Here is an 11,311-nt window from a genome sequence, read left to right as displayed (position 1 = left end):
GCGCCGGGCGCAGCGGGTGTGTTCCAGGGACGTCAGGCCGGCACCGGCAGCGGGACGATCGTGACGGGGCAGGGGGCGTGGAGCACGCAGCCCAGGCTCGTCGAGCCCATGAACGCGCTCGCGACGGCCCCCCGGCCACGGTGCCCCACGACGAGGGCCTCGGCGTCCTCGGCCTCCTTGACGAGCACCTCGGCCGGGTGACCCGGCTGGGCGTCGACCTCCACCTCGGGCATCGCCGGAAGCTCGGTCCGAAGCCGCTCCACGACGGGGTCGACGACGGCGTGGGCGGCCTTCATCGCGCTCTCGCCGAACACCTCGGGCTCGGGCATCGGGACCGCCGCCCCGGGCCCGTAGCTCCACGCCGACCAGGCCTCCGGCTGCTCGTAGACCAGCAGGGCGCGCACCCGCGCGCCGCGGCGGGCGGCGAGCCGGAAGGCTTCCTCGAGGGCCGCGCGGGACCCCTGCGAGTCGTCGATACCGCAGACGACGACCGGGGTGCTGTCAGTCATGTTCTTCTCCTGGGGTTCGGGCCGGGACGGCCTGGATCAGGTGGCGTGGCTCTCGTGCTCGTCGGCCTCGAGTCGCTGGTCGTGCGGCGCCCGGACCACCATCACGCTGCAGTGCGCGTGGACCACGGTGCTCAGGCCGACCGACCCGATCAGCCGGCTGGCGACGGCGCCGCGGCCGCGGTGGCCGACGACGAGCAGCGTCGCCGCCGCGGAGAGCCGCTCGAGGACGACCGGGGCCGGGCCGGAGGCGGCCATCAGCTCGAAGGTCGGGGTGGAGGCGCCGCGCCGGGCGCGGGCCGTGAGGACCTCGCGGATCTCCGCGGCGGCGAGGTCGATCGCGGCGGCGTGCATGTCCTGCGCCGAGGGCACGAGCGGGTAGGGGGTGACCCAGACCTCGGGCGGGGTCCAGGCAACCACCGCGGCGATCGGCAGACCGCGCAGCTCCGCCTCGTCGCAGGCGACCTCGACCGCGGCCCGGCTCCCTGCGGAACCGTCGATGCCGACGACGACCGCGCCGGGAGTGGGCTCGTGGACCATCCGGGGCCGCGGCAGGGACTCGGTGGTGGTCGTGGTCTCGGTGGTCATCGGTGAGCTCCTCGTGCTCGGTACGTGGCCAGTCCAGCGTCGCCGAGCACCACCTCGCCGCCGTAGGGCCGCACGGCCCGGCTCCGACCCGTCCCTCGTCCTGACCCGTGGGGCTTCCGGGCCCTCAGGCGATCGGGCCGATCGGGAGCGGGGCCGCCGCGGACCCGCTGGCCGCGAGGTGGTCGCGCCCGGGCGTCCGCGGGACCCGGACGACGGTCACCGGGCACGGCGCGTTCAGCACCGCCCCCAGCCCGGTGGAGCCGAACATCGCGCTGCGCCAGGAGCCGCGACCCCGGTGACCCACCACGAGGAGGTCGGCGTGCCGCGCGGCCTCCACCAGCACGTCCACCGACGACCCGAGCACCGCGACCGGCTCGACGGGGACGTCGGCGAGCTCGGGCCCCGCACCCGAGCGCACCGCGTCGACGCGCTCCGCCACGGCGTCGCGGGCCGCCGCCAGGGTGCGTCCCAGGGTCGGCGCGACGGACACGTCGTAGGCGTACAACGCGATCTCGGGGGGCCGGCAGGCTATGACCGCCCGCAGGCGGCCACCCCGTCGCACGGCCTCCGCCATGCCGTGGCGGAGGGCGGCGTCGGCGTCCGCCGACCCGTCCACCCCCACGACCACCACACCCGTCCGGACGTCCTGTGCCATGTCCGGTCCTTCCTCTCGCGGTCTGCGGCCCCTCGGGGCGGGCGCGAGCGTCGAGCGGCCCGCGGCCGTGCGGTAGGGCTCTGCGCCCTCCCGGCCGCGCGTCGTTGGTCCCACGCGGTCCGCCCCGCCCGGCCCGCCGCGGCGCCGGGACCATCGGCCCGGGGAGGTGGGCGGTCCGACCGTCGCGCCGGGGCGTCGCGCCGGCGGACGGTCGTGGCGACGTCGACGGTCGTCGGCGACGAGGCGGTCGGGGGGAGAGGCACGATGCTGGAGACGATCGCGGACGTTCCCGACGGCGTCCTCGCCCTGCGGGCGACCGGGACGGTGACCGGCCAGGACTTCCTCGAGGTCGTGGAGCCGGAGGTCGACCGGGCCCGCGACGAGCGCCGCCGGGTCCGGGTCCTGCTCGTGCTCGGCGCGGACTACGAGGGCTTCACCACGGGCGCGGTGCTGGAGAAGACCGAGCTCTGGCTGCGGACCCCCGGGCTCGGGCGGTGGATCGAGGGCTACGCGCTCGTCAGCGACATCCGCTGGGTCGGCGAGCTCGTCCACCTCGCCGGCTGGCTGATGTCGTTCCCGATGAGGACCTTCGGCGAGGACGAGTTCGACGACGCCGTCGCCTGGCTGTGCTCGCTCGAGCCGGCGCTGACTGAGGCCACCCCGACCGCGACCTGACCCCTCACCGGCCCAGGCCGTGGGTGACGTACACGGCCAGCAGGTCCTCCCACGCCTGGCGGGACGCGGGCGGGACGACGACGGCGGCCGGCTGCACCGACCACTCCGCGAGGGTGGCGGCGAGGCCCCGGAGGCGGGCGGCGTCGTGGGCGGCGTCCGTCGCGAACACCCCGTCGACCCGGTCGAGCAGCCCGGCCAGCCCCTCCAGCACGGCCGCCGCCTCGTGCAGCGTCGTCGCGGAGAGGTAGCGGTCCTCCGAAGGCCGGGTCACGGGTGGGCTCCGTGGGCGGTGCTCGGGGGAACGGGACCCACGGTTCCTCCTCCTGACCGGCACGACGGGACGGCGGAACAGGAGACCGGTCGGTCGGCCCGACCGGCCAGGGCCGTTGGGACCGATCACGGCGGACGTGCGGCCCGGGCCGCTCCGGCACATCGTCCCGGGGCCCGCCGACGGCTTCCGTCCGGGGCCGGAGGTCCGTGCGGTGCGGGCCACCGGGCTCTGCCGGGGCGGGGGGCCCGCGCGGTGCGCTGGGGGCCATGACGTCCCACCGCCAGAGCGCGGGAACCCCCATCGCCGACCGTGCCCTCCTGCTCGACGGCTCACCGGTGCTGGTGCGGGAGCTCGACCGCGCCGACCGCGACGCCTTCCTGCGCCTGCACGCCGACCTGCCCGCCCACGACCGGTGGCTGCGCTTCCTCGGCGGGGTCCGCGGGTACGCCCCGGAGGACGCCGAGCGCGCCCTCGACCCGGCCTGCTCGCTCGTGATCGGCGCCCTCCTCGGCGGCGAGCTGGTCGGCGTGGCCCAGGTGATCGCCGAGGCCCCGCTGCCGCCCGCCGACGGGCGCGCCGAGGTCGCCGTCGCAGTCGCGCACTCGGTGCAGTCGAAGGGAGTCGGGACACTGCTGCTCGAGGCCGCCGCCCGGGCCTCCCGGCGCCGCGGGGTGCAGGAGTGGACCGCGGTCGTCCTGCGGGAGAACGCCGGCATGCTCACCGTCCTCGACGACCTCGGGCTGCCCCTGACCCGCCGTCACGCGCCGGACGTCGAGGAGATCGTCGTCGACCTCGCCCCCGTCGACGACCCCGGGTCGCGCTTCGCGTTCGCCGGCTACGAGCGGGAGGTCCGCGCCGACCGCGCGAGCCTGGAGGCGGTGCTGCGCCCCGGCTGCGTCGCGGTGGTCGGGGCGAGCCGCCGGCACGGGACGGTCGGGCGGGCCCTGCTCGAGTCCCTGCGGACCGGCGGGTTCCGCGGCCGGCTGCTGGCGGTCAACCCGCACGCCACCTCGCTGGGCGGCATCCGGTGCCACCCGACAGTGGCATCCCTCCCCCGCGTCCCGGACCTGGTCGTGGTGGCGACACCGCCCGCGGCGGTGCCGGACGTCGCCGAGGAGAGCGGCCGGCTCGGCGTCACCGCGCTGCTCGTGGTGACCTCGGGGCTCTCCGCCGCGCAGGCCGAGGGGCTGCGCGGCGCGGTGCGTCGCCACGGCATGCGCCTGGTCGGGCCCAACTGCCTCGGGGTCGCGAGCGCCGGCCTCGACTCCGGCTTCCTCGACGCCACCTTCGCGCGCGGCCCGCTGCCCCGCGGTCACGTCGGCGTGGTCGCCCAGTCCGGCGGGGTCGCGATCGCCCTGATCGAAGCGTTCCGCCGGCTCGGTCTGGGCCTGTCGAGCCTGGTCTCGATCGGCGACCGCTGGGACGTCAGCAGCAACGACCTGCTGCGCTGGTGGGCCGAGGACGACGACACCCGGGTCGCCGTCGTGCACGTCGAGTCGTTCGGCAACCCCCGCGTGTTCGCCCGGGTGGCTCGCCGGCTCGCCGAGCGGACGCCGGTACTGGCGGTCCGGGCGGCGAGCACCGCGGTCGGGGCCCGCGCCGCCGCGTCGCACACCGCGGCCGCGGCCACGCCCGCCGTGCACCGCGACGCGGTGTTCGAGCAGTCCGGGGTGATCGCGCTCGACGGGCTGCACGAGCTCGTCGTCGCGACCGCCGCCCTGTCCTGGTCTTCACCGGCGGTCGGCCACCGGGTCGCGGTGCTCTCCAACGCCGGGGGCGGCGGCGTGCTCGCGGCCGACGCCTGTGTCCGCCGCGGGCTCGAGGTGCCCCCGCTCACGCCGGCCACCCGGGCCCGGCTCGCGGCGCTGCTGCCGCCGACCGCCGCGCTCGCCGGCCCCGTCGACACGACGGCCACCGTGTCCCCCGGGACGATCTCGGCCTGCCTCGAGGTCCTGCTCGACGCGCCGGAGGTCGACGCCGTGCTCGTCGTGACCTGCCCGACCGCACTCTCCGACCCGGGCGCCGGGGTGGCCGCCGCCCTGGCCGGGTCACCGCCGGGCGCCCCGGTCGTCCACGTCGACCTCGGCCAGGGGCCTGCCGTGTCCGCGCTGCGCCCCGCCCAGGGCGACGCCCGCCGCCCGCTCGCACCGATCGGGGTCCGGGTCGCCGACCCGGTCGACGGCGCCCTGGCCCTCGACGTGCTGGTGCGTCGGGCCCGGCACCTCGCCCGCCCGGCCGGGCGGCGCCTCGACGGGCCGATCGAGCTCGGCGAGGTCGCCCGGATCGTCTCCGGGTTCCTGGCGGAGCACCCCGACGGGGGCTGGCTCGACCCGGACGGCTGTTTCCGGCTGCTGCGTGCGGCGTCCGTGCCCGCGGTGGGCGGGTCCGTCGTCACCGGCCCGGTCGAGGACGTCGTGGCGCGGGCCCGGGAGGCGGGCGGGCCGGTCGCCCTCAAGGCCGAGGCCGAGGGGGTGCTGCACAAGTCGCGGGCCGGTGGGGTCCGGCTGGGGGTGGACGGCGAGGACGCCGTGCGGGCCGCGGTCGCCGAGTTCGCGGCGGCTTTCGGCGACCGCCTGCGCGGGGTGGTCGTCCAGCCGATGGCTCCCACCGGGACCGAGCTCCTGGTCGGCCTGACCTCGGGCCCCGAGGGGATGCCGCTGCTCGCCCTCGGCGTCGGCGGCACCGGGACCGACCTCGCCGACCGGCGCTGGCACCGGCTCGTGCCGCTCGACGACGTCGACGTCACCGAGCTCGTGGGGTACCTACCGTGGGACGGCGCCGCCGCGGGACTCGACCGGGCGGGCCTCGAGGAGCTCGTCGCCCGCGTCGCGCAGCTCGCCGAGATGGTCCCCCAGATCGAGGAGATGGACCTCAACCCTGTCGTCTGCACCGCCACCGACGCGCGGACCGTCGACGTCCGGATCCGGCTCGTGCCGCGCACCGGGTGACGCGGACGCCGAAGCGGGGGCCCGCCTCTGGCGAGCCCCCGCTCCGGTGACCGTCGCGCGGACGGCCGTGGCGGTCTACCGGACCGACGACGTCTCGCGACTCGACGCGCCGCCGGGCGCCACGGCGAGCGCGGCCGGCAGGACCGCCACCGGGCAGCGCGCCCCGGCGATCACGGCCCGGCACGTCGAGCCCAGCAGGGCCGTGCCGAGGGCGCCCCGGCCACCGGAGGCGAGGACGAGGAGCCGGGTGTGGCTGCCCGCCGCGCGGCCGATCTGCTCGCTCGCGTTGCCGGAGCGCACGACCTCGTGGATGCGCAGGTCCGGGTGGTCCTCCGCGAGACCCGCGAGGGCCTCCGCGAGCCAGCGCTGCAGCTCGACCGCGTCGTCCTCGTCGACCCGGGCGCCCACGGTCACCGCGGTGAGATGGACACCCCACCGCTCGGCCGTCTCGGCGGCGAACGCCGCCGCGGCCACCGAGGGTGGTGAGCCGTCGATCCCGACAACGACCTCCCCCGCGTGGATGGTGCGGGACGTCCAGTTCTGCGGGACCACGACCACCGGGCACGGCGCGTGCGCCAGCAGGTGCGCCACGGTGTGGCCCACCCCGGGCGCGAAGCCCCGGGCGGGGATCCGCGAGCCCGTGACCAGCAGCGACGCCCCGACGGCCGCCTCGGCGAGCGCGGGCCCGACGTGACCCTCGACGACGGAGAGCCGGACGACGAGGTTCGCGGCGACCTCGTGGGCCGCCTGCCGCGCGTGGTCGAGCAGGGCGCTCGCGCGGCCGCGCGGCGCGTGGGCGCCGGTCTCCGCGCCCCCCGGTGGGTGCACCTGCACCAGGTCGAGCTCGGCGCCGCGCAGCGTCGCCTCGCGTGCGGCCCACCCGACCGCGCGCAGCGTGGCCGGGTGGTCGTCGACCCCGACGAGCAGCCGAGGGGGCTGCGCCGGTGCGTCCGCGCCTCCCGCGCTCACGACGCGACGGGGGTGCCGACGCGGACGCCGGCGAAGTCGACGACGACGTCCTTGGCGGTGAGCACGCCGAAGCGCACCCCGGCGAAGTCCGCGACCCAGCCGTCGTCGTCGACGGTCCCGATCGCGACGCCGGCGAAGTCGATCACCCTGCGCTTGCCGTCCATCTCCTGCTCCTCTCCTGCTCCGATACCGGTCAGAGCCTGACCGGGCGGCGAGGTCCGCACCCGGGTCCTTCGGGCCCTCGACGGCGGCCGTTGGTCGGCGGCTTCCCGTCGGTCAGCCGCGCCCGGACACGCTCACCGGGACCGCTGCCCCGGGACGGGGCCGCTCGCGGGTCACCAGCAGCACCGGGCACGGGGGGTGGGCAAGCAGCCGCACGCCGGCGCAGTCCTCGCGGCCCGCGGACGGGAGCCCGACGACGGCCAGCGCGGCGCCCCGCGCGGCGAGGGCGAGGGCCTCGGGCAGCGGTCCGGACGCCGGCCGCACGGCCACCACGGTGGGGGCCGCCGGCACCCGGCGCAGCAGCGCCTCCGGGGCCTCGGTCCGGTCCGGGGCCGCGTCGACGACGTCGAGCGTGGTCGTCCCGGCCTGCTCCCCCAGCCGGGAGCGGCGGTCGCCGAGGACGACGACGCCGTCGGGCCCGGCCGCCGCGAGCAGCTCCTCGCCGGGGTCACCCACCGTGCAGAGGCGGTCGACCGCGAGACCGGGTGCGGTGCGGCCCAGGTACATCTCGGTGCGGACCCCGGCGTCGCCGCCCCAGGTGGTGTGGGGACCCGGCGTGCACGTGCACCACGCGCAGCGACCGGTTCGTACGCGCCGCGAACGCGGCGGCCGCGTCCGCGACCGGCATCCGCACCAGGCCGTCGGCCACGCCGAGGACGACGGGCCCGCTCACCGGTGCGCTCCCGCGGACGCGGCGAGCGAGGCACCGAGCCGGGCCGCCCACTCGCGGGCCCGGTCGACCTCGCCGTCGAGCAGTCCGCCGTCGACGCCGCCGACGAAGAGGTCCTCCGGCTTGGCGAGGAGGCGGACGTCGTGGTGGCGCAGCCGGCGGGCGATCGCGCGGGCCGAGGACCCGGGGGCCCACCGGCGCAGGACGCGGGTGCCGAACGCCGCGCCCGCGAGGCCGGGATGCACCGTCAGGGCCTCCAGCCACTCGCGCACGCCCTCCCCGGGGGACACCAGCGGCTCGCTCGTCCGCGTCGCGGCCTCGGTCCGGGTCTGCGGCCGGCTCAGCCCGAAGGCGTGCGTCGGCCCGCCGACGACGAGGAGCCCGACCTCGTCGGGGATCGTCCGGGGCGCCTCGCCCACCTCGGCGACGCGGACCGTCGCGTACGGCTCGAGGCCGTTCGCCATCGCCAGTGCCGCGCGCCTCGTCGCGCCGAACATCGACTCGTACACCACCAACGCCGTCGTCACGGCCGTCCTCCTCCGGTCAGGATGCTCAGGAGCGACGACACTGGCGCGGAGGGGCCGCGCGCGGACCGGCCGTCGGTCCCGCGTCTCGACCCCCGTCGGCGGGCCGTTGGACCCGGTCGCTCAGCCGGCCGTCGGGACGCCCTCGATGAGGCAGGTGGGGCTGTCGGTGGTCACCACGCGGGTCAGGTCGAAGCCGGCCCGGCGTACAGCGCCCGGTACTCGGTCTCGGTGCGTTCACGCCCGCCGGCCACCACGAGCATGTTCAGGTCCATCCACTTCGCGGGTGAAGGGGTGTTCCCGGGCGGGACGACTCGCTCGATCAGCACCAGCGTGGCGTCGGCGTTGGCGACACGTGCAGCGCCAGCGGACGCCGTGTGGCGTGCATCGCGTAGTGCTAGCATCAAGTGATGGCACGGACGATCACCCTGCGGTTGCCTGACGCGCTGTACGACACCGTCCGCCGCTACGCCGAACACGATGCCCAGTCGATGAATGCGTGGATCGAGGGGCTGCTCGACGTGGAGGACATGCGGCGCCGCTGCGCCGCGCACGAGCAGTGGCTGGCTCAGCACCCCGATCACGCCCGTGTTGCCGAAGCCTGGGCCGACGGCAACCTCGACGAGCTCGCCGGACGGTGACCGGACCGGTCGGGTCGGCGCCGCGCCGCGGCGACGTGTGGAGCACCGATGCTGGTGTGCCCGTGCTCGTGGTGTCGTCCACGGTCTACAACGAGATCCCCAGCGAGCCCACCGTCGTCATCGTCCCGATCTTCGACTCCGAGCCCGACGCCGGCTTCGGCGTCGAGGTCGGTGAGGGCTGGGCCGCTCCCGGAATGATCAGCAGCCTGCGCAAGCTGAGGCTCAGCGCCCTGCTGCGTCACGTCGACGTCCAGACCCTCACCGAGGTCAACACCATGGTCTTCCGCATCCTCGCCACCCCGGAGCGCTGACCGACCGGGCCGGCGGGGCAGCGTCCGGCTCCGCGGCCACCGCTTGGTCATGGCAGGCCTGGGTAGCGGGACGTGAGCCCGCCTCTCACATCGGCCCGGGCGACTCGCCCTGCTGCAACGCGAACAGGCTGGTGTACCCGCCCGACCAGTCCGGAGGCACAAGGCACGGCCGCGGGTCGTGGTGAGCCCACCGCACGGCTGCGCCGCGCACGATCTCCCGGGCGTGGCTCGACCCGAGGGGGTTGAACGTGTACGGGTGCGCGTCGGCCGAGGAGTAGACGTTGAGCAGCAGCGGGCGGCCGACCGGTGACTCGTTGGCCGCGGAGTGGTGCGCGGTCCGGCAGTTGTGCACGGTCACCGAGCCCGCCGGCCCCTCGAGATAGACCGTGCGCCCGACGTCGAGCGTCGCCGCGTCGCGCGGGGAGAGAGCGCCGGTCCAGGCGTCGTCGTCGCCGTAGAGGTCGTAGAGCGGTCCGTCGTGGCTCCCCGGGAGCACGCCCAGCGGGCCCTGCTCCGGCCCGCAGTCGTAGAGGTAGGTCCCGAACGTCAGCGGGCTGTAGTTGGTGTGGGGCCAGTACTGGATGTCCTGGTGCCACTTGACCTCGGCGCCGCCGCGGGCCCACTTGAAGTTGAGCTTGGAGTGGTGGAACGCCACGTTCGGGCCGACGAGGTCGGCGGCGACGTCGGCGAGCAGCGAGTCGCGGGCGTACGCCCAGTAGTCCGGGTGCTGGTCCACCGGACTCGTGACCCGCCGCAGCCGCGGGGCGTCGGCGGAGTGGTTCGGCTCGAGGTCGAACACGGAGTCCGAGGCGGTCAGCGCGCGACTGCGCTCGACGATCTCCTCGGTGGTGGCCCGGAGCCGGTCGAGCCACTGCGCGGAGATGATCCCCTCGAGCAGCAGGTAACCGTTCTCCCAGTAGGACTCGCGCTGATCCTCGCTGATGACCTTGGCCGGTGTCTGCCGGATCTCGTCGATGAGCACGCTCGGCCTCCCCACATACCGAAGACCAGCAACCTACGGAGCGCGCAACCCTGATCACAACCGGTCAGCGAGCTCGGCTCGCGGCACGACCCTCGTGCCGTACGGGCGCTGGCAGGGCCATCGGCCCGGGCGCGACCGAGTGGCTCGCGAGGGCCGTCGACGGCCACGGACCCACGGGTGTCGGTCGACGGCGCCGCGGTCTCCGCGCCCGGGCCGGCGGCACCCGGGCCTCGCGGCGAAACCCTTCGGCGCCGGCTGGGCCCTGGTCAGGGCGTCCGGAAGTCGCGGCCGGTCAGCGCGAAGATCACGACCACGTCGACGGCGATGACGATGATCGCCCACATCGGGTACGCGGCGATGAACACCAGGTTCGCCAGCGCGCTGAGGAGGGCGAGCGCGACCCCGACGGCACGGGCCCAGGTCTTGCCGGTCAGGACGCCGAAAGCCGTCCCCAGGACGAGGACGCCGAGCAGGAGGTGGAACCATCCCCAGCCCGTGTACGACACCGCGACCACGAGGCCCGTGGGATCGATGAGGTAGTAGGCGGGCCGGAGGATGCTGACAAGGCCCTCGATGATCTGGAACCCGCCGAGCAGGACCATCATCGCTCCGGGGAAGGAGATCCAGCTGCTCCGGCTGTCGGTGTCGGACCCGTAGAGCCGGGGCTCCGTGGTGTACGCCGCCTGTGCCCCCACGGCGGCGGTCTGTCCGGTGTCGGTCATGTCGCTCTCCTCGGCGCTCGGCGTACGTGTACGTCGCGGTCGCTCCACCGGGGCGGTCGGAGCTGTCGCCCAGTCTCGGCGGCCGGTTCCTGGGTCGCGTCACCCGCGCAAGACGAGTCCGGAGCCGCGTGCTCGTCCTCGGTGCACGATGCGGCTCCCGGTCACGGGCCCGGATCTCGCTCCGTGACCGGAGCCACGGCCTCCCCGACAGCGCTCCGGGTCCTCGTCGTCGGGCTGGCGTGAGTCCATCTCGACCTGCGGGGCCCTCCACCGCCGCCGGGTTTCGTCATGCGCGGTCCAAATCCTCGCCGACGGCGTCCTGGCCGAGCCCTCGCCGAGGGGCGTCGCGGGTGCCGTGGAGGAGGTAGAAGACGGAACAATTGCCTGGTGGGTCGGTCGTTCACGTCCTGAAAGAGGTGCTCAGCCTCCTCACGGCTCAGATCCAGGCAACCGGAGGCGCCGGCTTGACCTGGGGGGTCGCGTGCCGTGACGTGTGGTGGTGGAGGGCTCACCGCGCGCAGTGGACCATCCGGCCGCGGACGACCGGGCTGCCTTCCGTGCGGGTGTCAGCAGCGAGCGGGAGGCCCGCACCACGGTCGAGGCCGCGCTGTCCCGCGAGTACCGGTT

The 11,311-nt window shown here is 75.9% G+C and carries 15 protein-coding genes; 4 read left to right on the top strand and 11 right to left on the bottom strand.

Annotation, left to right across the window (positions count from 1 at the left end; translation table 11 throughout):
- Positions 1 to 32 precede the first annotated feature (32 nt).
- From VGH76_RS18185 to VGH76_RS18175, 3 genes are all read right to left on the bottom strand, one after another.
- Positions 33 to 509, bottom strand: a complete 477-nt coding sequence (locus VGH76_RS18185) for a universal stress protein (protein ID WP_331558122.1) — start codon at positions 507 to 509, stop codon at positions 33 to 35.
- A gap of 36 nt (positions 510 to 545) precedes the next feature.
- Entirely contained in the window at positions 546 to 1,094 is a 549-nt protein-coding gene (locus VGH76_RS18180) for a universal stress protein (protein WP_331558121.1), read from the bottom strand.
- A gap of 124 nt (positions 1,095 to 1,218) precedes the next feature.
- Positions 1,219 to 1,749 carry a universal stress protein gene (locus VGH76_RS18175; RefSeq protein ID WP_331558120.1) on the bottom strand — a complete coding sequence of 177 codons (531 nt, stop codon included), beginning with the start codon at positions 1,747 to 1,749 and terminating at the stop codon, positions 1,219 to 1,221.
- A gap of 264 nt (positions 1,750 to 2,013) precedes the next feature.
- Between VGH76_RS18175 and VGH76_RS18170 the strand changes: the two genes are divergently transcribed.
- Positions 2,014 to 2,424 (top strand): STAS/SEC14 domain-containing protein, encoded by a 411-nt coding sequence (locus VGH76_RS18170; protein ID WP_331558119.1) that lies wholly within the window; start codon positions 2,014 to 2,016, stop codon positions 2,422 to 2,424.
- 4 nt (positions 2,425 to 2,428) lie between these two features.
- On the opposite strand, the gene VGH76_RS18165 is transcribed toward VGH76_RS18170, so the two are convergent.
- The gene (locus VGH76_RS18165) at positions 2,429 to 2,695 is read right to left on the bottom strand and encodes a hypothetical protein (protein WP_331558118.1); all 267 of its coding nucleotides are present in this window, start codon (positions 2,693 to 2,695) and stop codon (positions 2,429 to 2,431) included.
- Between the two features lie 266 nt (positions 2,696 to 2,961).
- Here VGH76_RS18165 and VGH76_RS18160 point away from each other — a divergent pair, with 266 nt between their 5' ends.
- Positions 2,962 to 5,643, top strand: a complete 2,682-nt coding sequence (locus VGH76_RS18160; RefSeq protein ID WP_331558117.1) for a GNAT family N-acetyltransferase — start codon at positions 2,962 to 2,964, stop codon at positions 5,641 to 5,643.
- A 75-nt stretch (positions 5,644 to 5,718) separates the two neighbouring features.
- Here the strand turns inward: VGH76_RS18160 and VGH76_RS18155 are convergent, their stop codons facing one another.
- From VGH76_RS18155 to VGH76_RS18135, 5 genes are all read right to left on the bottom strand, one after another.
- Positions 5,719 to 6,612: a universal stress protein gene (locus VGH76_RS18155; protein WP_331558116.1), complete on the bottom strand. Its 894-nt coding sequence runs from the start codon at positions 6,610 to 6,612 to the stop codon at positions 5,719 to 5,721.
- Positions 6,609 to 6,776 carry a hypothetical protein gene (locus VGH76_RS18150; protein ID WP_331558115.1) on the bottom strand — a complete coding sequence of 56 codons (168 nt, stop codon included), beginning with the start codon at positions 6,774 to 6,776 and terminating at the stop codon, positions 6,609 to 6,611. Before VGH76_RS18150 ends, VGH76_RS18155 begins: the two co-directional genes overlap by 4 nt.
- 112 nt (positions 6,777 to 6,888) lie before the next feature.
- The gene (locus VGH76_RS18145) at positions 6,889 to 7,341 is read right to left on the bottom strand and encodes a hypothetical protein (protein ID WP_331558114.1); all 453 of its coding nucleotides are present in this window, start codon (positions 7,339 to 7,341) and stop codon (positions 6,889 to 6,891) included.
- A 162-nt stretch (positions 7,342 to 7,503) separates the two neighbouring features.
- A complete protein-coding gene (locus VGH76_RS18140) occupies positions 7,504 to 8,031 on the bottom strand; it encodes a flavodoxin (RefSeq protein WP_331558113.1) in 528 nt (175 codons plus the stop codon).
- A 182-nt stretch (positions 8,032 to 8,213) separates the two neighbouring features.
- On the bottom strand, positions 8,214 to 8,432 hold the full coding sequence (locus VGH76_RS18135) for a methyltransferase (protein WP_331558112.1): 219 nt from the start codon (positions 8,430 to 8,432) through the stop codon (positions 8,214 to 8,216).
- Between the two features lie 6 nt (positions 8,433 to 8,438).
- Between VGH76_RS18135 and VGH76_RS18130 the strand changes: the two genes are divergently transcribed.
- Entirely contained in the window at positions 8,439 to 8,669 is a 231-nt protein-coding gene (locus tag VGH76_RS18130; protein ID WP_331558111.1) for a hypothetical protein, read from the top strand.
- Complete coding sequence (locus VGH76_RS18125) at positions 8,666 to 8,980, top strand: type II toxin-antitoxin system PemK/MazF family toxin (RefSeq protein WP_331558110.1); 315 nt, start codon at positions 8,666 to 8,668, stop codon at positions 8,978 to 8,980. The genes VGH76_RS18130 and VGH76_RS18125 overlap by 4 nt, the downstream gene beginning before the upstream one ends.
- A gap of 85 nt (positions 8,981 to 9,065) precedes the next feature.
- On the opposite strand, the gene VGH76_RS18120 is transcribed toward VGH76_RS18125, so the two are convergent.
- Positions 9,066 to 9,962, bottom strand: a complete 897-nt coding sequence (locus tag VGH76_RS18120) for a phytanoyl-CoA dioxygenase family protein (protein ID WP_331558109.1) — start codon at positions 9,960 to 9,962, stop codon at positions 9,066 to 9,068.
- A 266-nt stretch (positions 9,963 to 10,228) separates the two neighbouring features.
- Positions 10,229 to 10,684 (bottom strand): DUF7144 family membrane protein, encoded by a 456-nt coding sequence (locus VGH76_RS18115; protein WP_331558108.1) that lies wholly within the window; start codon positions 10,682 to 10,684, stop codon positions 10,229 to 10,231.
- Positions 10,685 to 11,311: the final 627 nt, after the last annotated feature.

Origin of the sequence: Actinomycetospora sp. (assembly GCF_036497585.1) — a bacterium.
GTDB lineage: Bacteria > Actinomycetota > Actinomycetes > Mycobacteriales > Pseudonocardiaceae > Actinomycetospora.
This window is presented reverse-complemented; position numbering and strand designations above follow the sequence as displayed.

Bases quoted from the DNA above. Each gene is read 5' to 3' on its own strand.
- VGH76_RS18160 (WP_331558117.1), top strand. From the start codon at position 2,962: ATGACGTCCCACCGCCAGAGCGCGGGAACCCCCATCGCCGACCGTGCC.
- VGH76_RS18150 (WP_331558115.1), bottom strand. From the start codon at position 6,776: ATGGACGGCAAGCGCAGGGTGATCGACTTCGCCGGCGTCGCGATCGGG.
- VGH76_RS18145 (WP_331558114.1), bottom strand. From the start codon at position 7,341: ATGTACCTGGGCCGCACCGCACCCGGTCTCGCGGTCGACCGCCTCTGC.
- VGH76_RS18115 (WP_331558108.1), bottom strand. From the start codon at position 10,684: ATGACCGACACCGGACAGACCGCCGCCGTGGGGGCACAGGCGGCGTAC.
- VGH76_RS18175 (WP_331558120.1), bottom strand. From the start codon at position 1,749: ATGGCACAGGACGTCCGGACGGGTGTGGTGGTCGTGGGGGTGGACGGG.
- VGH76_RS18135 (WP_331558112.1), bottom strand. From the start codon at position 8,432: ATGCTAGCACTACGCGATGCACGCCACACGGCGTCCGCTGGCGCTGCA.
- VGH76_RS18130 (WP_331558111.1), top strand. From the start codon at position 8,439: ATGGCACGGACGATCACCCTGCGGTTGCCTGACGCGCTGTACGACACC.
- VGH76_RS18180 (WP_331558121.1), bottom strand. From the start codon at position 1,094: ATGACCACCGAGACCACGACCACCACCGAGTCCCTGCCGCGGCCCCGG.
- VGH76_RS18185 (WP_331558122.1), bottom strand. From the start codon at position 509: ATGACTGACAGCACCCCGGTCGTCGTCTGCGGTATCGACGACTCGCAG.
- VGH76_RS18170 (WP_331558119.1), top strand. From the start codon at position 2,014: ATGCTGGAGACGATCGCGGACGTTCCCGACGGCGTCCTCGCCCTGCGG.